The following is a 26,860-nucleotide window of genomic DNA, read 5'->3' as shown; positions in this document are numbered from 1 at the left end:
TTAATTATCCATAAAGCGTGTTATAATAGCTTGTTTTATGGCACTAATGCTATTTCCCGTACCGTATATATATTCTTGTTCTGGAAGAGAATATTTGCCATCTATCACATCAGCTATAAGTTCTGATACTTTATCCGGGTTATCATCTACGTTTAATACGCTTTTCGGGGAATTTCTACCTTGTTGACGATTCCCTACATTAATTGTAAATTTAGAGAAGTAGGGAACTTCTATAATTCCACTACTGGAATTACCTACTACAAAAAGAGAATTTAGAATGGCATTATAATAATTTTTCATACCTAAATTAGGCACAATTATCACGTTATCGTTTTCTTTATACTCTTCAATTTGTTGTATTATAGCATCGCTACCATCATCATTATTCGGATATGTCACCAATACCTTTAACCCTTTATTTATAACTGTATTAACCGTTGCCTTAAGGCATAGTGGTATCCGATTAGCTCCAATGGTTTGTGAATGATACGTAATTAGCACGTACTCATTATTATTCAACCTTTCATCTATCTCTGATACGGTATGCTTTTCTTTAGAAAATGAAAAAATGTTGTCAACAGCGGAAGACCCAACTAAGTAAAGATCTTTTTGCCTTATTACAGGTATTTGCAATAGCCTTTCATAGGCATATTTATTGGTAATTAAATGCAGAGATGATATATTTGAAATATTATAACGATATATGTTGTCAACAGCTCCTTCTGTAATCTGGCCTCCTGCAAAATGTATTACCGGAATTTTAAGAAAATGAGCGGCTAAAGCAGCAGCATATGCTTCAAGCCTGTCGCCGATAAGATATACGGCATCTAAAGATAATGGTTGAAGCCCATTGTATAAGACTGTAATAAGAGAGGTAAAATCAACTGATTTTTCCCTTTGTTCTTCTGTATAGCATGGAATGGGAACAACAGGTGCTAAATTATCATTTTCTATTTCAGAAACAGTATATCCATATTTTTTCTGAAAGTGCATTCCCGTTGCAATGATACAAACATTAAAACGATCGTCCGCCGCTAAGGAACGAATAACGTTCTTCATAACCCCATACTCGGAACGGGCTCCTGTTATAAATCCTATTTTCATGCTAAGTCGGTTTCATAAATAACCCTATCAGCCTCTTTGTCAACCGTCAATTTCTTACCAATTACCAAATCCGTATGTATTGGAAGTATACCTGTCCCAGGACGCTTGAAACAAATGTCCTCCATCGTGATAATGTCTCCTTTCTTCATTGCATGTTTAGTGATGATGCTTTTACGTGCTACACGTGCAATTTCACGCTGACTTTCACTAAAACTTCTTTCTCTTGTTCCCATAGCAACCTCTATATGGCGAATTGAAGATACCAAGGATTGAAGTTCTACAATATCTATTGAGGCTTTATGATCCGGGCCATTCGCATTTTTATCCAATGTAACATGTTTCTCTACCATGGTAGCCCCCAACGCAACAGAAGCTATCACACAATCATTTCCGACTGTATGATCAGAGAATCCGACATTGCAGTTAAATCGAGATCGTATCTCCAATATATTGCGAAGATTAACCTCCTCAAACCTAGCCGGATAATTTGAAATGCAATGAAGTATTGTTATGTCTTTTTTGAAATTTCTATTTAATAAATCGACAGCCATCTTTACCTCATCATAAGTAGCCATACCTGTCGATAATATAATGGGCTTATCCTGTTCTGATATATAATCTACCATATCCATCGAAAAGATCTCTCCGGAAGCTATTTTATAATATGGCATTTCAAAATGTTTGTCAAGGAACAACAAACTTTCCATATCAAATGCTGTACAGATATAATCGACATTTAATTCTTTGCATTTATTATAAAGAAGTAAATGTTCATCACGTTTTAACTGATAACGCAAAGACATTTCTCGCGCGCCCTTAGCCGAATCATTTTTTTTCTGATATGATGCTTTAAATGAATCATCACTATAAAGCATATAAGGGTCTGTCATTTGGAATTTTACAGCATCAACACCTGTTGCAGCAATTTTTTCAACCATTTCTAATGCAAGCCCAATATCTCCATTATGATTCGGGCCGACTTCGGCTATTATATATACGTTGTTATTCATATATTTTAGTTATTTTAGCAGGTATTCCAAAATATAAACCAGATATTTCACAATTTTTATTAACCATGCTACAAGCTCCTATTACACAGTTGTCGTTAATTATTAAGTCATTGGTAATAACTGTATTAAATCCTACAAATACAGATTTTCCCAAATGGATTCCTCGTCCAATAGTACATCCAGAAACTACTTGAGAGAAAGGTTCGATAATTGTATCGTGTGATATTATAGCATTATCACCAATCATTACACAATCCCCAATTTTGCAATTACTTTGAATAATTGCGCCATCTCTTAAAATAACGCCCTTCCCAAGAGTAACTCCTTTATGAACAATAACATTTTGCCCTTTAATTACAGGTAACTTAAAGCCAATAGTGATAAGATTATTAAAAATTTTCTGTTTAATAACAGTATTGTTGAGCTTATTCCCTACACCAATTGCCGCATTGTGAACACCGGTGCTATAAAGTTTCGTTAAAATATCATCTGTCCCTAAATAATTATATCCCCAAAAAGAACCATGATCTTGTAAATCTGTGTATCCTACAATCTCATATTTATCCATGTTCTCTATATAATTAATTATATTTCCAATAAAACTTCCACCTCCCACAATTACAATTTTCTCCATATTCATTATTATGATTAATAGTTGCGTATAAAAATTTTTGTTATCTTACACTACTCGGGATATTCACAACCCTATCAGCAAACCAAATTGTATTCTCCAAACCATCATTCTCGCAATGCTCAAACATAGGCAGGCGGTTCATGAGTTCCCAAATAGGACGTGTCATCACACCGTTGTCATTGGTCTGTTGCAGGAATGCCTGCTGCGCTGCTTTATCTTTCAGAATTACCGCATTGAGCCAATAGTTTGAAAACGTATTTTCGGGTTCCGTGAAGAAATCGATGCCGTCAACATTTTTGAAAAGCTCGGTATATTCGGCAGCAACCTGTCGTTTGCTCTCAATAAATTTGTCAATATTTTCCAGTTGTGCGCAACCGAGTGCCGCATTGATATTGGGCATTCGATAGTTGTAACCTATATGGTCGTGACGGAACTCCCACCTGTGCGGAACTTTCGCTTGTGTTGTAAGGTGCTTTGCTTTTGCTGCAAGCTCCCCATCATTAAAAAGCATCATTCCGCCACCGCCGGTTGTGATTGTCTTGTTACCATTGAAGCTGATTGCGCTAACCTTGCCAAATGTACCGGTATGTTTACCCTTATAAAGGCTTCCGATACTCTCTGCAGCATCTTCCACGACCTCAATATGATATTCTTCGCAAATTTGGATTAACTCCTCAATATGAATAGGATGACCGAAAGTATGCATAGGAACGCATGCCTTTACCCTGCGGCCTGTGTTTTTGTTGAAGCATTCTCCGTTTCTAATTTCTGCGTTCTTTGCCAACCAGTTCTTTACAGCAATCGGTGACAATCCCATTGTATCTTTATCAACATCAATAAAAACAGGATGAGCTCCTATATAACTTATTGCATTACATGTCGCAATGAATGTAAGAGCCTGAGTAAGAACTTCATCATTTCGTTCCACACCGACAAGCATCATTGCCATATGGAGGGCACTGGTTCCACTAACACAAACTACCGCTTTCTTGGCTCCTGTATAGGCAGCCATATCATTCTCAAAGCGGTCCACAAATTTACCTACACTGGAAACGAAAGTAGTATCGATACACTCTTCCAGATACTTCTTCTCGTTTCCCATAAACTTCGGAACACTCAGAGGGACAAATTCCTCTGTTCCATAAAGTTTATGAATGAAAGAAATTACTTTTTCATACATGATATATTTCTATGATTACATCTTTTGATCCAGATTTTTACCCTTCTCTTCGTGCTCAAAATTTGGCAAGAACGATTTCAAGGCAGCAACGATTTCTGCTTTCGTGAACTCTTCTTTATGGAAGATTGCTTCTAGGTCAGTGAAGAAGGACTCAACCTCATCCATTGGGCGATGTGTTGTTTCTTCAATAACACCCAAAGACTGGAATCTTTCCATATTGATTTTCTCTCCAAGTATATAGAATTCTTCGAAGCCTTTTTCGCCGGTTGTATCGCTTGAGAAATAAACTACTGGATACTCCTTAGAATTCTCTGTCCTCTGGGCAGCAAACTTTCTTGCTTCACTATCCGATGAGCACTGCTTCTCTTCATATCCTGCTGTCTTTACAAACTTCTCGCAGAAACTGCTGAAAGTAATCATCTGGTCTTCCCCAAGTTTAGGGAAGAAAATCTCGCCATTATTACCGAGGATGCAAGCGAGCATGCAAATCTGACCGCTCTCCTGAGGGGAAACGAAGTATCTCTTCACATCATTCGGAGCAGCAAGAGGCTGCTGTTTCATAAGGCGCTGTATCCAACCATCGGGAAGGGAACCGTTAGAGAAAGCAACATTAGCAAAACGAGCAGTGGTTACAGGGAATTTATTGCAATAGGCCATAATCATATCCTCCATGACACGCTTGCTCGCTCCCATGATATTCACTGGATTGGCAGCTTTGTCTGTACTTACACAGAAGAAATGTTTAGGAGGATACTCGCAAAGCAAATCCATAAATTTCTTTGCCTTGATATCGTTGTTCTCTATGAGGGCCTGAACCGAATATTTGTCCTTTTCGCTACGGACGTGCTTATGGGCCGAGAAATTGGCAACAATATCAAAACCTTTCCCCTCTCGGAAAATCCTCGCAAAAATAGGGTCTGCGAAATTCAATGTATATGCACGGTACTCCTCGGGAATGTACATTCCATCGGTGGAACGCAGGTCGCGAGTGAGTTCCGCAAGACCGTTTTCATTCAAGTCGATAACAACCAGTTTTGAAGGTTTAAATGGAAGTATTGCCTTTATAAACGATGAACCGATGCTTCCAGCACCGCCAATTACACAAAGGCTTTTGCCTTCCACTTCTCGACTAATTTGTTCCTTATTATTTTCTATATCTGCTTTGAACAAACTTTCTTTACGGAAAGTCACATTCTCAGATATGAATTTAGAAATGTTTAACATTTGTGATTATTTAGACTTTTAATTAAAATGTCATCTATACTGACTGGAGAATAAGTCCTATTCTTTGCATTAAACAAGATTGTGTCTGATTCCAAACACGTAAGAGTATGCCATTGACCTACCGGTACCTGGAGAATAAAGTTATCTGTTCCTGCTTTCAAAATATAGGATGCAGCTAATTCACCATTATCATTATAGAAATCTTCCCGCATGGCACCCCACAAAACAATCACAGTTTCTGATGTATTTTGATGGCGATGTATAGGGAATATCGTTCCCGGTTCCAAGGCATTGAATATTCGTTGACTTTGGCCGTCCATAGACGTACGCATATCATAATTTATACATAAGCATTCTGATGCCTTGGCTTTTTCTGATAAGCTATCAAAGAAACATTTATCGAAAATCATTTAAATCTAATCCCTCTTAAAAATATCCCTAGTATACACTTTTTCAAGCACATCGTCTAAGCATGAATCATAACGATTTGCAATAATCGCATTTGACAACATCTTAAATTTTTCAAGATCATTCATGACTTTACTACCAAAGAACAGAGTTCCATCTTCAAGCGTAGGCTCGTAGATAATGATTGTAGCCCCTTTGGCTTTGATGCGCTTCATTACACCCTGAATTGAGGATTGGCGGAAGTTGTCTGAGTTTGATTTCATTGTCAGACGATATACTCCAATAACTACCAGCTGCTCTTTGTTTGTGTCCCAAACACTTGAGCCAACGTAATATCCTGCTTTTTTCAAGACCTGGTCTGCGATAAAATCCTTTCTGGTTCGGTTGCTTTCTACAATGGCGCTCATCATGTTTTGAGGAATATGGTCATAATTTGCAAGCAACTGCTTGGTATCCTTTGGCAAACAGTAACCTCCATAACCGAATGATGGATTATTGTAGTGTGTGCCGATTCTAGGATCAAAACCGATGCCTCGTATGATTGCCTGAGAATCAAGTCCCTTGACCTCTGCATATGTGTCAAGTTCGTTGAAGTAAGATACACGCAGAGCGAGATATGTGTTGGCAAAGAGTTTTACGGCCTCTGCTTCTTTCAGCCCCATAAACAATACATCGACATTCTCCTTGATTGCTCCTTCCTGAAGCAGACAGGCGAATGTCTTAGCTGCTTGTTCGAGTTTTGGCATATCTGCAACTGCACGAATTGCAGAGTTCTCTTCTGCAAACTCTTCTGATTCGATGATTTTCGGAATACCTACAATAATACGACTGGGATATAGGTTGTCCTTCAATGCCTTGCTTTCACGAAGAAATTCCGGAGAGAAAAGAAGGTTGAACTTTTTTACTCCTTTTTGGGCATATTTTACATAAAGATTACGACAATAGCCCACCGGGATAGTTGACTTTATAACCATTACAACCTCCGGATTCACCTTCAACACTAAGTCAATGACTTCCTCTACATGGCTTGTATCGAAATAGTTTTTGATTGGGTCATAGTTTGTAGGTGTAGCAATAATCACAAACTCTGCATCGACATATGCAGAACGCGCATCAAGTGTCGCTACGAGGTTCAATGGCTTCTCTGCCAAATATTTTTCGATATAATCATCCTGAATTGGAGACTTTTTACTGTTAATCAAATTAACCTTTTCAGGAACGATATCAACTGCTGTAACCTGATGGTGCTGAGATAAAAGGGTGGCTATGCTCAAACCGACATAACCAGTGCCCGCTACTGCTATTTTCATATTATTTAAAAGTGTATATTTTTGTTAATAAAGACTTTTCACAGAATTTTTTTAGAGGCGATTTTTTGCACCATGTTTTCTATTTTGCTTCTACTTTACATAGAATTGTTCCAAGGACATTACTCAGAATCGTCATCTTTTTTCGACCTTATACTGTGGTGTTATGTTGGAGTTTATCTGTTTGTTCATTACACTGAATTTTGTCAAATTGTTCGAAGACGGAGTTTTTGGAGATGAACTCTGGGACTGTCTTTTTCATGAGACGCACCATTTCTGGAATTTTGACTTCATGGGAGAGGTTTTCGAGTTGGCGCGCTACAATTAGAGCGTCGTCGTAGTCGTATTGACGGACTTTTGCGATTCGTATTCTGTTGTGGCCTGTGGGCATTGTGTTCTCGGAGTTCGAGAGGACTTCCTCGTAGAGTTTTCACCGGGTCTCAGTCCCGTGTATTCTATTTCGATATCCTCTCCCGGGATAAGTCCTGCCAGTTCTATCATTCTTACAGCCAGGTGTGCAAGCTTCCGGGATTGCCATGAAGAAATGAGTTATTTCCGGGCGTGTCACCGTTATCGGTCCACCCTTGGCAATCTGTTCACGGAATCTCGGTATGACCGAACTGTTTGACCCTAGCACATTACCGAACCGAGTTGTAACGAACTTGGTGTAACCACAGTGTCTTCTCTGCTCGATTTCAACCCCCTGAGTCTGAACGTATATCTCGGCAAGACGCTTAGTGCAACCCATGATGTTAGTTGGGTTTACAGCCTTGTCCGTTGAAACCATCACCATCATCTCCACATCGTATTCGATGCGCTTGTCTGCTACGTTTCTCGAGCCGGTGGCATTTACCAGCACCGCCTCGCAAGGATTATCGTCCATTAGCGGGACATGCTTGTAGGCAGCAGCATGGAACACCACCTGCGGATGCCATTTTCGGAAAGCATAATCAAGGCGAAGTTTTTGTCTGACATCGCCAATCCCAGGAACGAAATCCAGTTCGGGGTATCGTTCTTCGAATTCAAGACGAATATTATGCATCGGTGTTTCGGATTTCTTTCAGATTTATCTTTACCTCGTCACGGCCGAGGAGATCCTCGATTTTTATCTGGCGTATGTTCTGCTTCATTAGTCTGCCGTCAACCACCTCGTCAATTCCCGGTGCTATCAGAACATTCAGTCCGCAGTCGACACAGAATTTCACAAGCCGTTCCTACTCGTTTTGTACATCATTCTCTATGGCAAATAGGACATCGTTAATTCTATAATTTTCTTTCAGCTTCTCTATACTTTTTAAGTCCTTGAAGTTGTAAACCGGAGATCCTGATATTTTATAATCTTGCAACTTGTTACCATAACTGAGGAATCCTGCCACCTTATAGTGAGGGGATGCGGCAAGTCTAGTAATAACAGCAACACTCTTATCTCCAGTTCCGTAGATAAGTATTCTTTCCACATTATGTTGCTGTTTGCCAGAACGCTCCCTGATGAGGTTGTACGTCACAATCATTGCAATGCGCATTACTACCAACATTGCAAACAAGAGTAACAGGTCAAAAATCAATGCAACTCAGATTACAGAGGACAAACCGACAGGTGGCACTGTATATAAAAGTACGAGCAACGCCACGAATTTACATATCACGGCAAGAGTAATCTTGCGCATTAAATGCAATGTGGAGTGGCGTATGATTGTCTTCTGTGTCTTGAACGCCGTAAAGAAAAACCACGAAAACAGGAGTGCCCCGGAGAGCCACCATATCGCGGTAGTCGCACTAATCCCACTTGGTGAGAAGAACAGTTTTGCCAAAGAAATAGCAAACAATGACGCTATAACTGAAGCATCTAAGTCTAAACATAAAACCACAGCAGAGCTTAGGTAACTCTTGTGGTATAGTCTTTCAAGATAATTCATATAAAAATGGTGGGCAAAGGTTTTTAATCTCTCTATCACAGACTCACTTTCGGGGGGATGGGGGTTAGTTGTTTACTCATAGGCTATTATATTTCAAGAAACACTTCTGCCTGTATAATTATCATCCTACATTGCATCTTTAAAGTCGTTCACTTTCTTTGTGTGCCATTTGCCGAACTTTTGTTGGTCAACTTCATTGACCGTGAATTCCATGTAGTCCGCATCCTGACGAGATGCAAAATGAGTCTTCATCCATTGTTTGAGTTTCTTTTCAGGGACAGAAACTCCGACAATAGCAAACGGATAATTCGGATTATTCACTATAAACAATTCCAAATTGCCAAAAATCCTTGTCAGGAAGTAAGCTGAACGCTCGAAAGCAGTCCAGTAACCGCCCGTGCCATACAAGCACATTTTGTCTGTGTTGTTGACCTCTCGTTTGGCAATATCAAGGGATTTCGTGTTGATTAAACGAACTAAACGAACGCCGCACGGTTCGTTGTAGTCTGACCTATACATATTATTCAATTGTAATGTATTCAGGAGATACTTCCACTCCTACAGATAGCAAGCCTTTTAATTCAACAATAAGATACTTCTTCTTACTACCACGCAGTTTCAAGAGTTTGCCGTCAAATGTATCCAATGGACCTCCGACGATACGAACCTGATTTCCATACATATCAGGAGTAAGTTCACCGGGGAGATAATATTTCGGTCGATCTGATGTCCTTACAACGTGAATAAAACGCTGCATTTCTTTTTCTACAATCGTTATGGGGGTACGTTGTATGCCTTTCTTGTAGCGGTATTGGAGAGTTTGCGTTTTGGTTACTATCGGGTCAATATCATCTCGTAAACCGTGAACGAATAGCAAATCATGTAAAACAGGAACATTCTCCCTTATACGCTTTCCGTTTTTGATTTTCAATTGCTCTTTCATCGGAGTAAAGACTTCAAGACCTTCTTGTGCTAACAGTTTGTACGCAGGCAGCTTGGCATTGGGACGAGTGAAGTCTCGCATAGCATACCAGCTAACCTGATTTTTCTCCTCCGAATCAGCCATATTTACCCGATACAAGATAATTCTTTGAGTCCTGCAAGATTGTGTATTAATTTATAAATCAAGCAGTTACAAATAGCTATTTTTAAAATTAAGGATTTACATCCATGCCGTAACACATTCATATTTTACTCCATTAATCCATCTTATTATTTTTAATTTGACTGCAAGAAAAATCTTCTGTGTTTATGGTTTCTCCGTAAGAAATAATATAGTTCTATAACTAATTGTTATTCAAATAAATACTCGGATCAACTTGACAATTTTGTTAAGTTGGTCGAGTTTTTTGTAAAGTTTTAATCTGAAATGCCAATTTGAAGGTAAAAAATGGGGCACAAAAGCCTTTGTCGATATTTTTGATATTAAATCATTGAATATCAATTATTTAAATTGAGTGGAATATTTTTAACCTCAAAAATTCCTAAAAAATAGATGCCTACAAATTTGTTCACCTCAAGGATTTTACCTTATTTTGCAATAAATTTATGGTTTCTTACGGAGAAATCACACGATTTAATCTTCCTAAAATCCCCTTATTTGCTTCATCTATAACAGAATTTTCGAGTGACGCTAAATAAATCTGTGTCGTTCTTTCACTGGTGTGTCCCATACCCTCACTGATGACAGAAATTGGCACATTATGGTTACGCGCCGTTGTTGCCCATGTATGCCTGGCGGTGTATGAGGACAGATACAAATGTTCTCCGATTTTTTCCCCTCATCTCTTCAACTTGCGATTGTGGTAACTCAATGCAATCTGATACTGATTGTATGCTGTTTCCGGATCAGTTGCGGTAATGATAGGAAAGACATAAAGACTGCCAGCCGTTTCTGTTTCATATTATAAGAATAATCCAGAAGCTAAAAACATCAAATCAGAGGAAACAAGAAAACGATATGCAGACCCATCGGAAAGATACAAAACAAGTTTAGTTCAGAAAAAAGTCATGCGGACAATCCTGAAAGAGCAAAAAAGCAAGCTGAAAAATTAAGCCAAGTTTGCTCAACCCTAGAGGGAAGAAAGCGAATGAGCCAAACTATAAAAAGAGCGTGGGAAACAGAAGAGTACCGAGAGAAAATGGCTATTGCGCATAAGAATATGAATGGCAAAAAAATTTCGCAATTAACCCTTGAAGGTACACAGATAAAAGAATATAGTTCAGCTACAGATGCAACTCGACAGCTCGGATATAGCTTTGGTGGTATATGTAGAGTATGCCGAGGAGAACGGCAACAATACAAAGCGTATCGATGGATATATGTTAATGAATAGTAATACAAATCTATTAATATATATAAAACCGAGCGTTATTTTGTTGCCGGTTTATTGCTCTGAAAAACTAAGTTTATTGATTAATCTATTGATTTTCAATTAAATATGTGTTAAAATTTCAAATCTTGCATCAGGAAATAAGTAGTAATTACCAACGATTAACATATATCCTCAACTATTATTAAGGCGTTCGGGAAGAGTGCCTTTCTTTTTAGTCTTATAAGCGATAGTTATCGTTTATAGGGCTTTTTCAGCTCATTTTTGTAACGCATTTGTTGCTCGCTTGTTAATGCCCATCATTCCATTGGAAAGGTCGTGGAGAAACTTTACGCCATTTTACATGGTTTTACGGAATTTTACAGAAATAACGGAGAAATAAAGATGAAATAAAATGAGTAATAACCTGAAAATTAAAAAAATTTGCACTTGGTGCGGCAAGTAATTTATCGCCTAAAAGACAACAACAGCGTGTTGTTCCAAACAATGCGCCAATGCGTTGTACAAGAAAAGGAAATGTGATGATGCAATCAAAGCAAATAATCAAATCGTAGAAAAACGAATTGAAGAAAAGCCTATCGGAAGCCTTAAGGATAAACCACTTCTTATAATCAGCGAAACTTCAATTTATCTTGGAGTTAGTCGACCAACCGTTTATAGTTATATTAAGCGAGGTGAATTAAAAGTCATTCGATTAGGTTACAAATATCTTCTAAAGAAAGAAGATATTGATGAGTTATTCAATCATCCAACATAATTTGTACTCCTATAAAGGAAAAAGCACCTATTACAGACTTCTACACTGCCGCAGAAAGTCAAAGAGAAATATCATATAAAATAGTCGTGGATATCTGTAGTAGTTAAGAAAAACAACATACTTCGAACTTTCAATCGTAGTAAAACTTACTGGAGCAAGAAACATATTGATGGGCAAATATCTATAGATGAAGCTTGTAGATTGACTGATGAGCATTATAAGAAGAAAAAAAACTAGTATCTTATCCTACACATTTTCAATACCTAAAAGAACTATTATATATAGAAACTGAATCTATTTAATTACACATAGATTCAGTTTCTATTCATTTAAGCTATTCCATGGATTCCCGAATAATCCGCCGAGTTTCTTTCTTATATTCCTTGCGGTCATATTCAAATCCTCTGCACATCATGCAGCTACACGGAGTACCTGTAGTTTTGTAAACTTGCGCCCATTTCTCTTTAGCCAATTCAAACCAATGAGGATGTTCATAGTAACTTCCATCCTTACGGAGGATACAATGCCCATAAGCGACATAAAGAATCATACGAGCTTTAAACACACGCGCCATTTGTTGGCGTCTCCACAATTTGTTTCTTTTGTCCATCGTCTCTTTCTATTAAAGTTAGGATGAACAATGATGTTACTTTTTTGAGACTTAATGTATCCATAGTATAATGCTTTATAAATATTATTCAGTCATAGACAGTAATATTTTGAACAGATAAATATATTGCGTATGTTTTACTATTCAAAATTTTACTGTTTTATAGTTTTCTGTGAAAGTCTACCAAGCCGTTCTCTTAATAATTCAACATACTTTTCTTTTAGTTCAATATTTAGGAAAGAGTTTTGAATGGCGGCTTCTAAATTAGGCAATAGTTTGATATACTTATTAATCAGACGTTCTATAACCACCCTCTCAATACCAAGATTTTCGGCTGATTTAATAAAATCCGCTCTTTGTAATTTCTTTTTCTGTCCATTCAGAGTCAAAGCCAACTCTTCATCATCTTTAGGATTGATGATAGCCGCATTCAGCAAGTCGTAAGCCGGAGTCAAACGTATTGTGTTATCCGACGCTTCGTATAAAGAGAAATTTTTCAAGTGCATATCGTTGTTCCCTGTCAACCAAGAGAAAAGCACCAACTCAAAAAAATTGGTCACATCCATTTTGGGCAAAGACGAGTATTTCAAAACCGCCTTACCGATACGCTCATAACTACTCTTATATTTATGCTCCGTTTGTCTTTCGGTCAGCTGACACATATCTTCCATCGCAATCTTCTCTCCGGTAGGAGTTCTGTCTATTCGACGGGTAAGATAGCAAAGCGTATTATCCGCCATCCGCATCAACGTGTGAGGAACCACATCAATACGTGCTACCTCTGCAAGTTGCATGGTCAAATCCTCTATCTCAGGCATCATTTCATATTGCAAGGTCTGCGGCTTACAAATGTAACTACCCCAAAGTCCGACAATAGTCAATCGCTTGCTGCCCTCATGTTCATTCAAATGCAACGATAGCTTTGGCTGCACACCTGTTAAAGATGTTTGGTCTTGAATGATTTGCAGGGCAAGTTGGTCAAGTTGCTCTGTCGTATAATCAAGAACAGGCAATGTCGTTGTTCCAAAGAACTTCTTGATACAAGCTGGATGCATATCCTTTTCTCCCTTTAAGAGCGGACGATAGCAATATAAGCAGTTACACATGGTTTTCCTCCTTTTCTTCAATAGGGACAACACTTACTGCACCTATACAATCCTTACAACAGGTCAGCAACAAAGATATTCGGTCGAGTATGCTGATGTCTGTATTCCGCAATACCACATCCAGCAACCATCCTTAAGGAATCAGACCATCGAAAAAAGGAAACAACACAGGACTTGTATATGCTTCTTCTTGCAAAGGTAATGTCAAACTAACAGCCCTTGCCGTTTCCATAGAAAGATACTCCAAAAAATAGCGGAACTCATACCCAGCATCGTTCTCAGTCAAAATCCCGGCCAATTGGTCTTTGTAAAATATATGGGCTTGTCTCATTGATTATTTGTTTTCGAAGTGGCAATCATTTCATAATTAAAGAAATCAAGAAGCTGATTCACCTTATCAAGGCGCAATGTTCCTTTTCCTTGTTCAAGGTCACGAACAAAGCGAAGCCCCACACCGGACTTCAACGAAAGTTCTTCTTGCGTCAAATTATACTGCTTTCGCAACCTCTTGACTGTAGCGGACAAATTATTCATAAGCCTTCTTATTATATCATTTCGGGTACAAAGTTAATACAAAAATCAACTATTATATCAGAAAAGGTATAATTTAATTGATTTAGATAGAATTATATCAAATAGGGTATAATATAAGAAGATTCTGAGCCTTAAAGTAGTGCAATTCCAATAAAAACACTACTTTTGTATTCATCAAGCGTTCTGTAACATCCATGCGGAAATGTCCTATCATTCAATATATTGTATCTGATAGCGGATATTTCGCAAAACGGCTGAAAGAAAGCGGTACAACACGTATATGCAAAACAGTGAAATACAACAATTTGCATTTGTCACTAAATTCTGTGTATTTGTAAAAACAGAGGTTGTATCGATTAAAATGAATTGTCACTGATAATCAGTAATATAAATATGTTGTATCGAAAAAATAGGTATTGATTACCAACGATTAGCATATATCCTCAACTATCTTTTCGAATTCTGAGTAGATTGGAATTCTGGATTGTGAGAGCACTAACGCTAGTCATAATTCACCGACCTGTACAAGACTTTTCTTGGAGAAATTATTCAATCTCTTTATTACCTACGATGCAGCCAATGATTGGAAATTTTGAACAAATAACAACATTCCCTCTTTTATCTCATCATCAGTTTCATCAAAGAATCCGAGCCAACGATAATTCTTCCCTATAAAATACGTTGCCACCTCACAGTCAGAGTCTTTATTCATGTCATGTATAAACCGCCATAAGTTTCTAATCTTTTCAACAGGGATATGTTTGCCATTAATATTGAAGAACTGAATTATATTCCCGTAATCCGACGCATTTCTATCTTTGACTACTGAAACACTTAATGGTGAATCGAGACCAAAATTAATCTTTTCAAAATGATAAACTACACACATATTGGATTACCATTTTCTGCATTACAGAGTCAAACAGATCTCTGCTGCCGAAGAATCTGTCGTATTGTCCAGTATTGCAGAAATACTCAAAAACTTGAGTGACTGTGTTGTGACGAATGTGGAATCCAACGACAAGAAAGAATTGTAATTAAAAGGACAAAAGAACATAGGAAGAAAATATTCTGCAAATTGGCAATGACAGGCATGCTCGCCGTATGTGCCGCTACGGTTCAAGCACAAGAGAATAAACTGTTGGAAATCACAGCAGCAAGTCCAATTACTGCAATTAAACAACGGCGCGAAAATGCCTCAGTTCGGTCTGGGACTATTTATAATACCTGACGGTAAGGTGATATACAATTCGGTGCGTGTCGCCTTGCGTAGCGGCTACCGGCACTTCTACCCGGCCTACGCCTATCGGAACGAGCGTAGTGTGGGGAAAGCCATCAGGGAAAGCGAAGTTCCCCGGAAAAAGAGCTGGATCACCTCGAAGTTATGGCCAAACGAATACGGCAAAGGCAAAATACTGGCCGCCATTGACCGGATGCTCGAACGTTTCGGTTTAGATTACCTCGACATGGTATACCTCCACCAGCCTGTAGGCGATTACGCGGGTATATGGAAAGAGTTGGAGAAAGCCGTGGAAAAAGGAAAGGTGCGTGCCATTGGCATCAGCAATTTCGATTACAAGGATGAACTGTTTGATTCGTTTATTGCAACCATGCGACAGAAGCCCGATGCAATGCAGATAGAGTGTCATCCCTATGCCCAGCGTGCCTATTGGCAGGAAAAGCTGAAAGAACTGGGAAGCATATTGGAATGCTGGCATCCGCTCGGTGGCAGGGCAAGCAACGGAGAATTGTTGCGTGATCCGATCATCAACCGTATCGCCAAAGCTCACGGCAAGACAGCTGCCCAGATCATTATCCGCTGGCAAATGAGAGATAAAACATCTTTAAAAAGCCGGTTCTTGTTGCTGGGAAAAACTGTCAACCAAATACCCGCTGAACGGGCGAACCGAAAGGTCCGGCAAAGTATAGGCCGATAATATATTTGTACAAAGGCAGATACAACGTATGCAACAGTTTGAATGATTGAAAGATAATAAAACGTAATTTTGGTAAATCAATCCGTAATCTGTATACCTCTTAACCCAATGCATCTCGGTATTTTTGCAGTAACAAAATACATATAAAAGTAACAGTATGAAAATAAGTTTGGCTTTAACAACAGCATTAACTTTTATGACAATGAATAATACTTTTGCACAGGACAACAGCGATCGTATCTCTGCCAAAGGATTCGCCGTTTTTGAAGAGAAAGGGCATTTTCAGCCCTACACTTTCAGTCGTCACGCGGTTGGTGACAACGATATTCAGATTGAAATCCTTTATGCGGGAATCTGTCACAGTGATCTGCACCATGTATTTGCCGACTGGGGGCGGAGGAGTATCCCAGGGTTCCCGGACACGAAATCGCGGGACGTGCGGTTGCCGTCGGTAAGAACATCAGGAAATTCAAGTTAGGTGACTCTGCCGGTATCGGCTGCATGATCGGTTCGTGCCGCCACTGTGATGCTTGTGAACACGACTTGGAACAGTATTGCGAGAAGGGGGCTATAATGACCTATCACGGCATTGATTACTTCAATGGCAACGAACACACACAGGGAGGATATTCCGACACCTATGTTGTAGCTGAAGATTTCGCTATAAAAGTACCCGAAAATGCAGACATCACCAAAGTAGCACCGTTACTTTGTGCCGGAATCACCTCCTATTCACCTATCATGCAGGCCGGGGTGAAGCAAGGCGACAAGGTCGGCATTGCCGGTTTCGGTGGTTTCGGCGGATTGGGACATAGAGGAAATCGATAAAGCTTATCGGAACGTACTGGAGGGAAAGGTAAAGTTCCGTTACCTCATGGGTATGGGTAACCTAAAATAAACTACAGACCGAGTACAGAGGTCGAACTTGTCCGAGACTATGCCGAGGCGCAGCGGTTATTGTAACCAATAGTTTAAAATAAAAAACTTCGCAAATATATAATGAAATGAAAACAATCGCATTGATCATCGGGGCATTGCTGATAAGTTTGTGCCCAATGACGTATGCTCAGAGCAACAATAAAATAAAAAAGAATATGGAGAATAAAAAAGTATTGGTGGCTTTCTTTTCGAGAGCCGATGAGAATTATAATGTAGGTCATATCGAGAAAGGGAACACGCACATCGTGGCGGAAATGATTGCCCAAAAGACCCATGGCGAACTCTTCCACATCGTCACGGTAAAACCTTATCCGGCAGAATACATGCCATGCGTGAAACAGGCAAAACAGGAAAAGGAATCCGGCGCACGTCCTGAAATAAAGGGCGATGTAAAAGTCGAAGAATATGATGTGGTGTACCTCGGGTATCCCAATTGGTGGGGCGACATGCCGATGGCTGTTTACACCTTCATTGAGAAACATGACTGGAAAGGCAAAACCGTTATTCCCTTTTGCACGCATGAAGGCAGCGGGTTGAGCGGTACTGAGGAAAAAATTCGTCAGGCGTGTAAAGGGGCTACGGTAGAAAAAGGGCTGGCTATCAAAGGATCTGTCGCACAAAATTCCCGGGACAAGGCAAAACAATCTGTAGACATCTGGCTTGGAGTATCTGAGAAACGGTAATATTGATAAGACAATCCGCAATATGTATAAAAACAGATCTCGGACGGACCTTTACCTTTGCAATACTCTGGATAATCTAATTATAAGCATACAGATAGCAATTATGAGGAAAGAAATTAGGATCGATTGTTCCAATCAAAATACACAAGATTTGGAGCGGACGAAGGAACAGGCCAAACTGATTTTTCGCTTCAATCACACCATACCGATGACGGAAGAACAGGATGAATACTAAAATCCTTATCGGAGGAGTAGCGGCTTTTTTAAATGCTTCATTTCTCATGGCTCGGGAATACAAAAATACCAGCAAAACTTTGATTGTCTGTTTTTCCTACACAGCAGGAAATACGAAACGGATCACTGAAAAAATACAGCAGACCATCGGCGGTGGTTTAGTTTGCCTGGAGCCAGTGAAATCTTACTCCAAGAATGACAACGAGGTGGTCAACCAGGGGCAGGAAGAGGTAAAACGCGGTTGTAAACCGGAATTGAAGCCGCTCGGTATCGAGGTAAAGGAGTTAAATGAATGGATTAACCTATTGAGAACTAAATTATAAAATAGTATGTTGCGTAAAATCAGACAAACACTTGCCGTCCTCTTTTTTACGGCCATCACCTTACTGTTCCTTGACTTCACCGGAACAGTCCATTGGTGGCTTGGATGGACGGCTAAAATTCAATTCCTGCCAGCGGTGCTGGCTCTGAATGTAGGGGTAATTCTCCTGCTTGTGGTATTGACGTTCCTCTTTGGGCGCATCTACTGCTCTGTTATTTGTCCGTTGGGGGTAATGCAGGACATTGTGTCTCGGATAAGCGGAACGCGAAAGAAAAAGAAATTCCGTTTCTCCTATTCACCAGAAAAGAAAGTGTTGCGCTATGGTGTGCTCGTAGTGTTCGTCCTTGCAATAGTCGCGGGAATCGGCTCATTAGTCGCCTTACTGTCACCATACAGCTCATACGGACGCATCGTGCAGAACCTTTTTGCCCCAATCTACCAAGGGGGGAACAACGGACTGGCTTATCTGGCGGAACGTGCGGATAGCTATGCTTTCTACGAAACTGAGGTATGGATGCGCAGCTTGCCTACATTTGTCATTGCGGCAATTACCTTCATTATCATAGCTGTATTAGCCTGGAGGAACGGTAGGACATATTGCAATACCGTCTGCCCGGTAGGCACGGTGCTCGGTTTCCTTTCGCGTTTTTCTTTAATGAAACCGGTCATCGATACGGAGAAATGCAAGAATTGCAGCTTATGTACCCGAAAATGTAAGGCGGCGTGCATTGACTATTCGAATCACAGGATAGACTACAGCCGTTGCGTCGCCTGTATGGATTGCATAGACGTATGCAAACACGGAGCGATTCACTATCGGATGCGCAGCAAGAAAAAAGCAGCTTCTCTCTCTGAAAGACCGCAGAATCCCGATCAAAAACAGATTGATGCTGCCCGCCGTTCCTTTCTATCCGCAACGGCTTTGATCGTAGGTACTGCCACATTGAAAGCGCAGGAGAAGAAAGTGGATGGGGGACTGGCGGTAATCGAGGACAAGAAGATCCCTGACCGTAAAACTGCCATTGTGCCCCCGGGCGCCCAAAGTGCACGCAACTTCGCACAACATTGTACGGCCTGCCAGCTTTGTGTGTCGGTCTGTCCTAACAGTGTATTACGCCCGTCAACGGACTTGATGAAACTGATGCAGCCTGAGATGAGCTATGAACGTGGTTATTGCCGCCCGGAATGCAATAAGTGTGCAAGTGTCTGCCCGACGGGAGCCATCAGTCCCCTTACCATTGCCGACAAATCTGCCATACAGATAGGCCATGCCGTGTGGGTACGCAAAAACTGCATCCCGCTGACCGATGGAGTAGAGTGCGGTAATTGTGCCCGCCATTGTCCTACGGGAGCTATACGGATGGTGGTTTCGGATGCTGCCAATCCCGACTCTCCTCAGATTCCAGTGGTAGACACTGAACGCTGCATCGGCTGCGGAGCTTGTGAAAACCTGTGTCCGGCACGTCCGTTCAGTGCCATCTACGTGGAAGGTCATGAAGTGCATCGTACTGTATAAATCAAACAACGTATTCAAGATATGGAACATCATACGAAAAAAGAAATATCCCGCCGCGACTTTTTCAAAATAGCGGGAAGCGCGGGGCTGGTTACTGCCGGGTTGACCGCTTGCAACGACCGGAAAGTATCCGAGGGCACAGCAACGCAAACAACCTTAGGCGAAATGACTTATCGTACAAATCCTACGACCGGCGACAAGGTATCCCTCCTCGGCTATGGCTGTATGCGCTGGCCGACCCTTCCCGGAGGTGACGAGCCGATGGATCAGGAAACAATCAATGCGCTGGTCGACCATGCACTGGCGCACGGCGTGAACTATTTCGATACCTCCCCCGCCTATTGTAAGGGGCGTTCGGAACGTGCCACGGGAACAGCTCTCGCACGCCATCCCCGCAACCATTATTTCATAGCCACGAAATTGTCAAACTTCGCGCCCTCCACCTGGAGCCGCGATGCATCTATCGCCATGTACCGTAATTCATTCAAGGAATTGCAAACAGACTACCTCGACTATCTGCTGCTGCACGGTGTGGGTATGGGCGATGACGGAATGGCCGCGCTTCATTCCCGCTACATCGACAACGGAGTACTGGATTTTCTGTTGAAGGAACGCCGTGCAGGACGCATACGTAACCTTGGTTTTTCCTATCATGGAGACATCCAGGTTTTTGATTACCTGCTTTCCAAACAGGACGAATATAAATGGGATTTCGTACAGATTCAAATGAATTACCTGGACTGGCGGCACGCTAAAGAAACCAATCCCCGTAACACAAACGCAGAATACCTCTACGGTGAATTGGCCAAACGGAACATTCCGGCCATTATCATGGAACCCCTATTGGGAGGAAGGCTTTCCAAGGTGCACGACCATATCGTAGCCCGCCTGAAACAACGTGAGCCGGACAGGAGTGTCGCCTCATGGGCATTCCGTTTTGCCGGAACCTTTCCTAATGTACTTACCGTACTGAGCGGCATGACCTATATGGAACACCTACAGGACAACCTGCACAGCTTTTGTCCTTTACAACCTCTTACGGATGAGGAAACTCAATTCCTTTACGACACGGCAGACCTGATGATGCAGTATCCTACCATTCCCTGTAACGACTGTAAGTATTGCATGCCATGTCCCTATGGTATAGACATACCGTCTATACTGCTGCATTACAACAAATGTGTTAATGAAGGCAATATGCCAGAAGACCGCCAGGCAGAAAACTATCGTCAGGCTCGGAGAGCATTCCTTGTGGGATACGACCGCAGCGTGCCACGCCTCCGTCAGGCAAACCATTGCATCGGTTGCAGCCAATGTGCGCATCATTGCCCTCAAAATATCGACATACCGGGCGAACTCCACCGGATAGACAGGTTTGTGGAACATTTGAAACAAGGCACTTTGTGATATGAATAAAATTATCGAATTATTACATACAGAACAGTGCTCCTGTGTGATTTCCAAAGGAGAAGAAACTCGTGTTTTCAATCAAAAAGGCATAGCCGACCTATACGACCTGGTATGCAGATGTCCGCATTTTTTAGAAGGTGCAACTGTAGCGGACAAGGTAGTGGGGAAAGCTGTTGCCGCCTTAATGATAAAAGGCGGGATCAAACAGCTACATGCCGATGTCATCAGTCTTTCTGCCCTGTCTCTGCTTCAAAAACATCATCTTATGACAGCGTTCGGAACACTTGTCCCCCATATTAAAAACAGAAGCGGCATGGACTGGTGTCCGTTGGAAAAACGGTGTAACAAGGAAGAGTCTGTGGAAGGCATATTCGCGTTGATTCAAGATTTTGTAAAATACAATTTGCCCTGTACCCCAAAAGAATAAGTGCTACCTCAAAATCAGTTATACATTTCAAAAATGTAATAAACTAAAAATCAATGAGTTTACAAAAAATGATAAATACGTCGGGAAACTTCATCACATTAAATTATTATCAGGATGAAAAAAAGATATCTTACAATAACCGCTGTTTTCGCCCTTATGGGTTTTAACCTGCTTTTCGCACATACGGCAGTTGGAAAACAGGACAAGGGAACCCTCTCAGGAGTAGAAACATCTGCAAAAGCAAAAAGTAAAATACTGGTTACTTATTTTACATGGCCTGAACCGGATGGCGTGGATGCGTCTTCCGGTGCCAGTCGGGTTATAGCAAACGGCAAGTTATACGGAAATACGGAATATGTCGCGCATATAATCAGCACCGCAACGGGAGGCGACTTATTTGCCATCCAAACCGAACGCACCTATCCTTCGCCCCATAAAGCACTAATAGATGCGGCCAAGAAAGAAGCCGAAGCCAAGAAGTATCCCAAACTGAAAACGCATATCAGGAATCTGTCGGAATATGATGTCGTATTTGTCGGTTATCCAAACTGGTGGTATGACATGCCGATGGCCCTTTATACATTCTTTGACGAATACGATTTCAGCGGTAAGACGGTCATACCTTTTGTGACACATGGCGGCAGTCGCTTTTCCCAGTCTGTGGAAACCATCCGGGAAATGGAGAAGCAGGCAACAGTCATTCAAGGCCCTTCTGTTTCTGCCCGCAATGTGCCAGATGCAGAAAAGAGTATCAAGGTATGGCTGCAAAATCAAGGATTGATATCGGACAAATGAGAGTAAACGATCTGAGGAATAATGCATCTAAACTTCTAAAAACACTTATTATAATGGAAACAACGACTTTAAAACTCTATTCGCTGGAGTATAAGGAAGCGAAAACTTATTTGATGGCCGCACTTTTCATGGCAGGAAACATAGTATTCCCGCAACTCTGTCATACGGTCAACATGGGCGGTCCAACTTGGTTGCCTATTTACCTTTTTACTTTAGTTGGAGCCTATAAGTATGGCTGGCGTGTAGGACTGCTTACAGCTGTCGCCTCTCCGTTCATCAATTCGGCTTGGTTCGGAATGCCGGTTCCTGCTTCTCTGCCGGCCATCCTGCTCAAATCCATTCTGCTTGCCGGAATTGCCGGTTATACCGCACATCGCTTTCAGAAAGTATCCATTGTTTTGATGCTGGCAGTGGTAGTGGGATATCAGCTGACCGGCACATTGGGAGAATGGCTTCTGAAAGGTGATTTTTACCTTGCTGTACAGGATTTTCGTATCGGTATTCCCGGAATGCTGTTGCAAATTTTCGGGGGATATCTGTTGGTCAAATATTTAATACGCAAATAACAAATGATGACACCCTTATTTATCGGCGGTATCGGCATGCAGGAAGTGCTGCTGATCGCACTCGTAGTATTACTGTTTTTCGGAGGCAAAAAAATTCCAGAACTGATGAAAGGTCTTGGCAAAGGAGTACATTCATTCAAAGAAGGAATGAACGAAATGAAACAAGAGATAGAGACCGAACCAGAAAAAAGGAGTGACCGATGACGGTAACAAACAAGCAATCCTTTTGGGAACATCTCGACGTGTTGCGGGTAGCGATTGTAAAGATCGCCCTCGTAACCGTAGTGTTCGGCGTGGCAGCATTCTTTTTCAAGGAAGAACTCTTTTCAGTCGTACTCGCACCTAAAAGCGACGGATTCATCACCTATCGCCTTTTCAACCGGATTGCGGCATGGAGCGGAAGTTTATCCGAATCTTTCTCTGTACAGCTCATCAATACGAAACTGGCACAGCAGTTCATCATCCACCTGAAAACTGCACTATGTGCGGGCGTATTATGTGCATCGCCGTATATCCTTTATCAATTGTTCCGGTTCGTATTGCCTGCCCTCTATGAAAATGAACGGCAGTACGTCACAAGAATAGTCGGAGGCGGCTATGTAATGTTCGGCTTGGGAGTATTGATCAGCTATTTCCTGATTTTTCCTTTGACATTCCGCTTTTTAGGGACTTATCAGGTCAGCAGTGATGTGAATAATCTCATTACCCTCGATTCGTATATTTCTACGCTGGTGATGATGTGCCTTGCCATAGGACTCGTTTTTGAAATTCCGATACTCTCGTGGCTCTTCGCCAAATTAGGCTTCCTCTCAGCCGGTTTTATGCGTCGCTATCGCAAACATGCCATTGTAATCATTCTCGTCGTAGCGGCAATCATTACTCCGACCTCGGATATCTTCACATTATCATTGGTCGCCCTGCCAATGTGGATGCTTTATGAAGTAAGCATATGGATTGTAAAAGGAACGGTTATATGTAAATGATTCAGATAAAGGGCGAAATTTTTACTGCAATATAAGATTCTTTTCGGCTATACTCCTAATGATAATAATCGGTTGCACGACAGCCGTTTTATTTCCTGAACGTCACCGGATACGGGAAATAGAGGAGGATGCCCATGCCATCCGCTTGGTAAACCATGACGTCAATACCATCCATCACCAGGAAATTACCGACAATCTATTGCTCCACCACCTGCCTGTCGAAACGAAACACATAACTGATGAGGAGTAACCGAACAACAGTTTACCCTTACTGAGCAACGGGCAGAACGAATTGTAAAAGAATGGACCAAAAATATTTATCCGATAGCACAGCATGAACGACATGGTGAACCTCTACCCGCTCGACCCGAACTATGTATCGAACCGGATCTGTAAAAATCCGATCCCGAAAATACAGGGCGACAATCATTAAAAACGATTTAAAGCATCCGCCCCTGCTGCATCCCCCTTGTATTTGCTACGAGCAGAGTTAAAATAGTAACGCACAGTGAATGAGAGGGCACGGTTGTCAAAATGATACAGATTTTTCAAATCTGTTTGAGGCATCATTATTTCATTAACAGCTCTATTTTGATTAAAAATATCCGAAATCGCCAATTTTACTTGCAGGGATTTGTCAAAAAAACTTTTGGATATACTACAATCTACCAAAAAGCTGTCCTTGTAGATATAGGAAGTACTTAAATGACCTTTGCTGTTGTATGCTGCGTCAAGATTAATCATAAAATTGCCGGAGAGATCAAAAGTATTGTTGAATGAGCCAAAAAAGGAAGGCTTATCCAGTCTTACATTTATACCATAAGACGTTAGGTCAAGCCACTGCTTATGTATGCCGCAACTTAGCTGGGGTTTCCATATCCCGAATGTCGGAGCAATTGCTATCATGGCCGCTAATTTCGGTAATTCATGGAGGTTACGACTGGTAAGCACAGAAACTTTCGGATCACTTTCAAAACGATCTATCCACGTAACTATAGCATTTTTTTGGTGAACATATCTCACCGATGCCTGGACGATCTTCCATACAATCATAAGCGACAAATCTTGTCTGACAGTTGGTTTGAGAAAGGGATATCCCGTTTCTATCATAAAGCGGTTTCCATAGGCCAGATTGCCACTTAACTCTCGGTATGAGGGACGTACCACTTTAGAGGTATAACTCAACTGCAATTCTACTTTATCTATCTTTGTCGCATAAGAAGCATTTGGAAACCATTGTCGGTAATGCCGGCTCTTATCATCCGCTACCTCGTCGTCTACCAGGTAATCATAATTAGCGTCCTCGTAACGTAATCCGATACTAAAGTTGCCAATATTTGTCAATACCTTGTACTCTGTAAACAAAGCAAGATTCGTTTCGTCGACATTAACTTTCGATGTAAAACCAGGCAGATCTTTATTGCTATACTCATCGTTACGAGAAATATCTACATATTCACTACCCACAGATAACTTACCCTTTCCTATCGGATAGGCCAATTGCAATTTGCCAGCCAATAATGAGTTGTCAATATGGCTAGCGCTGTAAAGAGTTCTTTCTCCAAATTCCTCGCTCATTTCAACATGCATACCTTCGGTATCCGTACCTCCACAATAATAATCTGCATTAAAATCTACACTAAGATTGCCTAGCTGACCTGCATAGTAGAGATTTACCTGAGATACCGGCCTGTTTGCCGTACGCTTTAGTTCTCGATTCTTCCATTTGTCATACAACACTCCATCGGCATAGATATCACTTGTCAGGTAGATATCTTTTGTATTTTTTTGAGGTGAAGTTTTAATATCGTATCGGAGTCCGATGTAATGATTTTCGCTTATTTCGTAATTGACCCCCACTGTTCCATTTAAGGCATTACTCCGCATCCCGCCATTCGTATAGCTATTCTGACACCACAGTGTATCAACATCTACTATTTGTGAAATATCGCCTTTCAGCAAAGAGGAGATATTCGAATAATAGAGATTCGCAAACACGTCAAGCCCCTCTTTGCGATAGTTTGTACTTATTTGGTTGATATAGTCATTATTTTCCCCTGTATAAAAACTCGAACGGGCATTAAAACTAAATCCCTCTCCCGGCTTTTGAGCCGTTTGGATATTGATAACAGCAGCTACAGTAGCATCATAACGGGCACCGGGATCAGAGATAACCTCTACCCTCTCGATATCAGCAGAATTGAGTTTGTCAAGTTCCGAAGGATCGCGTACTTCACGGTTATTAATGTATACTCTTGCATCACCTCTTCCAAAAACTTTAAACCGGCCATTATCACCGGTAATCATAGGTATCCGCTTAAGTACATCATTGCCTGTACCTATTCCGCTCAATACCGTATTGGCTACGTTGATTTGCACCCCACCGGATATGAGCCTGGATATGGGGCGAGTTCCCTTCACTACTACTTCATCAATCGAGACAACATCTTGCTCAAGGACAATAGTCTGATCCGTTATAGCCGGCAAATAGCGAGTTTTATACCCAATAGAGGAAACTTGCAATAGAAGCTGTTTACTTTCCACTGCCGTAAGTTTAAACTGTCCTTCTCTATTGGTGATGGCACCACTTACGTATGTTGTGTCAGGAAGTGAGTATAAAACCACGGTTGCATAACTTATAGGGCTATTGGCCGTATCTTTAACTACTCCCGTAATTGTTTGTGCCCAACTCATTTGCCCTATAAACAGGAGGATCATACTTACTATAATATTTCTCATTTTTAGTTTCTTAAAAAATTAAAATTTAAAAAAGGCCAGTCTTTGTCAGTAAGTAGGAACAAAATTAAAAATTTAATTGGTATGATAAGGATATTCACACAGACTTCGCCAAATTACTGAATCGATTGGGCAGATTAAACGAACTGTATAGGGGGGAAAAACAAAATTTTTGTGAAATTGTAATAG

General features: G+C 41.0%; 32 protein-coding genes and 3 pseudogenes. 17 read left to right on the top strand and 18 right to left on the bottom strand.

Annotation, left to right across the window (positions count from 1 at the left end; translation table 11 throughout):
* The 12 genes and pseudogenes from neuC to HMPREF9449_RS16935 form a co-directional block, all read right to left on the bottom strand.
* Positions 1 to 1,104 (bottom strand): UDP-N-acetylglucosamine 2-epimerase, encoded by a 1,104-nt coding sequence (gene neuC / locus HMPREF9449_RS00475; protein ID WP_009135252.1) that lies wholly within the window; start codon positions 1,102 to 1,104, stop codon positions 1 to 3.
* Positions 1,101 to 2,114 (bottom strand): N-acetylneuraminate synthase family protein, encoded by a 1,014-nt coding sequence (locus tag HMPREF9449_RS00470; protein WP_009135251.1) that lies wholly within the window; start codon positions 2,112 to 2,114, stop codon positions 1,101 to 1,103. Before HMPREF9449_RS00470 ends, neuC begins: the two co-directional genes overlap by 4 nt.
* Positions 2,107 to 2,748, bottom strand: a complete 642-nt coding sequence (locus tag HMPREF9449_RS00465; protein ID WP_009135250.1) for a PglD-related sugar-binding protein — start codon at positions 2,746 to 2,748, stop codon at positions 2,107 to 2,109. The genes HMPREF9449_RS00470 and HMPREF9449_RS00465 overlap by 8 nt, the downstream gene beginning before the upstream one ends.
* A 40-nt stretch (positions 2,749 to 2,788) precedes the next feature.
* Positions 2,789 to 3,928 carry a LegC family aminotransferase gene (locus HMPREF9449_RS00460; protein WP_009135249.1) on the bottom strand — a complete coding sequence of 380 codons (1,140 nt, stop codon included), beginning with the start codon at positions 3,926 to 3,928 and terminating at the stop codon, positions 2,789 to 2,791.
* Positions 3,929 to 3,943: 15 nt separating this feature from the next.
* Entirely contained in the window at positions 3,944 to 5,152 is a 1,209-nt protein-coding gene (locus HMPREF9449_RS00455; RefSeq protein ID WP_009135248.1) for a UDP-N-acetylglucosamine 4,6-dehydratase, read from the bottom strand.
* Positions 5,146 to 5,562, bottom strand: a complete 417-nt coding sequence (locus tag HMPREF9449_RS00450) for a WbuC family cupin fold metalloprotein (protein WP_040611137.1) — start codon at positions 5,560 to 5,562, stop codon at positions 5,146 to 5,148. Before HMPREF9449_RS00450 ends, HMPREF9449_RS00455 begins: the two co-directional genes overlap by 7 nt.
* A gap of 6 nt (positions 5,563 to 5,568) precedes the next feature.
* Positions 5,569 to 6,870, bottom strand: coding sequence for a nucleotide sugar dehydrogenase (locus HMPREF9449_RS00445; RefSeq protein WP_009135246.1), 1,302 nt, complete (start codon positions 6,868 to 6,870; stop codon positions 5,569 to 5,571).
* Positions 6,871 to 7,191: 321 nt separating this feature from the next.
* Positions 7,192 to 7,909 (bottom strand): annotated as a pseudogene (locus tag HMPREF9449_RS16790) (polysaccharide biosynthesis protein).
* A gap of 172 nt (positions 7,910 to 8,081) precedes the next feature.
* A complete protein-coding gene (locus HMPREF9449_RS16785; protein ID WP_232211398.1) occupies positions 8,082 to 8,402 on the bottom strand; it encodes a nucleoside-diphosphate sugar epimerase/dehydratase in 321 nt (106 codons plus the stop codon).
* Between the two features lie 507 nt (positions 8,403 to 8,909).
* A complete protein-coding gene (locus HMPREF9449_RS00435) occupies positions 8,910 to 9,302 on the bottom strand; it encodes a hypothetical protein (protein ID WP_009135243.1) in 393 nt (130 codons plus the stop codon).
* 1 nt (position 9,303) lies between these two features.
* Complete coding sequence (locus HMPREF9449_RS00430; RefSeq protein ID WP_009135242.1) at positions 9,304 to 9,849, bottom strand: UpxY family transcription antiterminator; 546 nt, start codon at positions 9,847 to 9,849, stop codon at positions 9,304 to 9,306.
* A gap of 490 nt (positions 9,850 to 10,339) precedes the next feature.
* Positions 10,340 to 10,666: pseudogene (locus HMPREF9449_RS16935) on the bottom strand (tyrosine-type recombinase/integrase); the annotation flags it as partial.
* 349 nt (positions 10,667 to 11,015) lie between these two features.
* Here HMPREF9449_RS16935 and HMPREF9449_RS16455 point away from each other — a divergent pair.
* Both HMPREF9449_RS16455 and HMPREF9449_RS16775 read left to right on the top strand, forming a co-directional pair.
* Complete coding sequence (locus HMPREF9449_RS16455) at positions 11,016 to 11,222, top strand: hypothetical protein (RefSeq protein ID WP_009135240.1); 207 nt, start codon at positions 11,016 to 11,018, stop codon at positions 11,220 to 11,222.
* Positions 11,223 to 11,615: 393 nt separating this feature from the next.
* Positions 11,616 to 11,873 (top strand): helix-turn-helix domain-containing protein, encoded by a 258-nt coding sequence (locus tag HMPREF9449_RS16775; protein WP_232211397.1) that lies wholly within the window; start codon positions 11,616 to 11,618, stop codon positions 11,871 to 11,873.
* Positions 11,874 to 12,207: 334 nt separating this feature from the next.
* Here HMPREF9449_RS16775 and HMPREF9449_RS00415 read toward each other — a convergent pair whose 3' ends face one another.
* The 5 genes and pseudogenes from HMPREF9449_RS00415 to HMPREF9449_RS00395 form a co-directional block, all read right to left on the bottom strand.
* The gene (locus tag HMPREF9449_RS00415; RefSeq protein ID WP_009135239.1) at positions 12,208 to 12,483 is read right to left on the bottom strand and encodes a hypothetical protein; all 276 of its coding nucleotides are present in this window, start codon (positions 12,481 to 12,483) and stop codon (positions 12,208 to 12,210) included.
* Between the two features lie 152 nt (positions 12,484 to 12,635).
* Positions 12,636 to 13,589, bottom strand: a complete 954-nt coding sequence (locus tag HMPREF9449_RS00410) for a HipA domain-containing protein (protein ID WP_187118575.1) — start codon at positions 13,587 to 13,589, stop codon at positions 12,636 to 12,638.
* Positions 13,582 to 13,920: pseudogene (locus tag HMPREF9449_RS00405) on the bottom strand (HipA N-terminal domain-containing protein). Before HMPREF9449_RS00405 ends, HMPREF9449_RS00410 begins: the two are co-directional and overlap by 8 nt.
* Positions 13,917 to 14,123, bottom strand: coding sequence for a helix-turn-helix transcriptional regulator (locus HMPREF9449_RS00400; RefSeq protein ID WP_009135235.1), 207 nt, complete (start codon positions 14,121 to 14,123; stop codon positions 13,917 to 13,919). The pseudogene HMPREF9449_RS00405 and the gene HMPREF9449_RS00400 overlap by 4 nt, the downstream one beginning before the upstream one ends.
* Positions 14,124 to 14,688: 565 nt before the next feature.
* Positions 14,689 to 15,012 carry a hypothetical protein gene (locus HMPREF9449_RS00395; RefSeq protein WP_009135234.1) on the bottom strand — a complete coding sequence of 108 codons (324 nt, stop codon included), beginning with the start codon at positions 15,010 to 15,012 and terminating at the stop codon, positions 14,689 to 14,691.
* A 1-nt stretch (position 15,013) separates the two neighbouring features.
* On the opposite strand from HMPREF9449_RS00395, the gene HMPREF9449_RS16450 reads away from it, so the two are divergent.
* From HMPREF9449_RS16450 to HMPREF9449_RS16445, 15 genes are all read left to right on the top strand, one after another.
* On the top strand, positions 15,014 to 15,160 hold the full coding sequence (locus HMPREF9449_RS16450; protein WP_156793289.1) for a hypothetical protein: 147 nt from the start codon (positions 15,014 to 15,016) through the stop codon (positions 15,158 to 15,160).
* Positions 15,161 to 15,316: 156 nt separating this feature from the next.
* Positions 15,317 to 16,060 carry an aldo/keto reductase gene (locus tag HMPREF9449_RS00390; RefSeq protein ID WP_009135233.1) on the top strand — a complete coding sequence of 248 codons (744 nt, stop codon included), beginning with the start codon at positions 15,317 to 15,319 and terminating at the stop codon, positions 16,058 to 16,060.
* Between the two features lie 157 nt (positions 16,061 to 16,217).
* Positions 16,218 to 16,538: a hypothetical protein gene (locus HMPREF9449_RS16770; protein ID WP_009135232.1), complete on the top strand. Its 321-nt coding sequence runs from the start codon at positions 16,218 to 16,220 to the stop codon at positions 16,536 to 16,538.
* Complete coding sequence (locus HMPREF9449_RS16765) at positions 16,439 to 16,888, top strand: alcohol dehydrogenase catalytic domain-containing protein (RefSeq protein ID WP_315969411.1); 450 nt, start codon at positions 16,439 to 16,441, stop codon at positions 16,886 to 16,888. Before HMPREF9449_RS16770 ends, HMPREF9449_RS16765 begins: the two co-directional genes overlap by 100 nt.
* 176 nt (positions 16,889 to 17,064) lie before the next feature.
* Complete coding sequence (locus tag HMPREF9449_RS00380) at positions 17,065 to 17,682, top strand: flavodoxin (RefSeq protein ID WP_009135230.1); 618 nt, start codon at positions 17,065 to 17,067, stop codon at positions 17,680 to 17,682.
* A 103-nt stretch (positions 17,683 to 17,785) separates the two neighbouring features.
* Entirely contained in the window at positions 17,786 to 17,917 is a 132-nt protein-coding gene (locus tag HMPREF9449_RS16880) for a hypothetical protein (protein WP_261795475.1), read from the top strand.
* The gene (locus tag HMPREF9449_RS00370; protein WP_050810380.1) at positions 17,907 to 18,239 is read left to right on the top strand and encodes an NADPH-dependent FMN reductase family protein; all 333 of its coding nucleotides are present in this window, start codon (positions 17,907 to 17,909) and stop codon (positions 18,237 to 18,239) included. Before HMPREF9449_RS16880 ends, HMPREF9449_RS00370 begins: the two co-directional genes overlap by 11 nt.
* A gap of 6 nt (positions 18,240 to 18,245) precedes the next feature.
* A complete protein-coding gene (locus tag HMPREF9449_RS00365; RefSeq protein ID WP_009135227.1) occupies positions 18,246 to 19,754 on the top strand; it encodes a 4Fe-4S binding protein in 1,509 nt (502 codons plus the stop codon).
* A gap of 21 nt (positions 19,755 to 19,775) precedes the next feature.
* On the top strand, positions 19,776 to 21,161 hold the full coding sequence (locus tag HMPREF9449_RS00360; protein ID WP_009135226.1) for an aldo/keto reductase: 1,386 nt from the start codon (positions 19,776 to 19,778) through the stop codon (positions 21,159 to 21,161).
* Position 21,162: 1 nt separating this feature from the next.
* Positions 21,163 to 21,591, top strand: coding sequence for a DUF1893 domain-containing protein (locus HMPREF9449_RS00355; protein WP_009135225.1), 429 nt, complete (start codon positions 21,163 to 21,165; stop codon positions 21,589 to 21,591).
* Positions 21,592 to 21,705: 114 nt separating this feature from the next.
* The gene (locus tag HMPREF9449_RS00350; RefSeq protein ID WP_009135223.1) at positions 21,706 to 22,386 is read left to right on the top strand and encodes a flavodoxin; all 681 of its coding nucleotides are present in this window, start codon (positions 21,706 to 21,708) and stop codon (positions 22,384 to 22,386) included.
* Positions 22,387 to 22,439: 53 nt separating this feature from the next.
* Positions 22,440 to 22,952 (top strand): hypothetical protein, encoded by a 513-nt coding sequence (locus HMPREF9449_RS00345; RefSeq protein ID WP_009135222.1) that lies wholly within the window; start codon positions 22,440 to 22,442, stop codon positions 22,950 to 22,952.
* 3 nt (positions 22,953 to 22,955) lie between these two features.
* Entirely contained in the window at positions 22,956 to 23,156 is a 201-nt protein-coding gene (locus HMPREF9449_RS00340; RefSeq protein ID WP_009135221.1) for a Sec-independent protein translocase subunit TatA/TatB, read from the top strand.
* Positions 23,153 to 23,935 (top strand): twin-arginine translocase subunit TatC, encoded by a 783-nt coding sequence (gene tatC, locus HMPREF9449_RS00335; protein WP_009135220.1) that lies wholly within the window; start codon positions 23,153 to 23,155, stop codon positions 23,933 to 23,935. The genes HMPREF9449_RS00340 and tatC overlap by 4 nt, the downstream gene beginning before the upstream one ends.
* Positions 23,936 to 23,993: 58 nt before the next feature.
* Positions 23,994 to 24,185 (top strand): hypothetical protein, encoded by a 192-nt coding sequence (locus HMPREF9449_RS16445; RefSeq protein ID WP_147639989.1) that lies wholly within the window; start codon positions 23,994 to 23,996, stop codon positions 24,183 to 24,185.
* A gap of 179 nt (positions 24,186 to 24,364) precedes the next feature.
* Here the strand turns inward: HMPREF9449_RS16445 and HMPREF9449_RS00330 are convergent, their stop codons facing one another.
* Complete coding sequence (locus tag HMPREF9449_RS00330; RefSeq protein WP_009135218.1) at positions 24,365 to 26,674, bottom strand: outer membrane beta-barrel protein; 2,310 nt, start codon at positions 26,672 to 26,674, stop codon at positions 24,365 to 24,367.
* Between the last annotated feature and the right edge of the window lie 186 nt (positions 26,675 to 26,860).

Origin of the sequence: Odoribacter laneus YIT 12061, from assembly GCF_000243215.1 — a bacterium.
Lineage (GTDB): Bacteria > Bacteroidota > Bacteroidia > Bacteroidales > Marinifilaceae > Culturomica > Culturomica lanea.
This window is presented reverse-complemented; position numbering and strand designations above follow the sequence as displayed.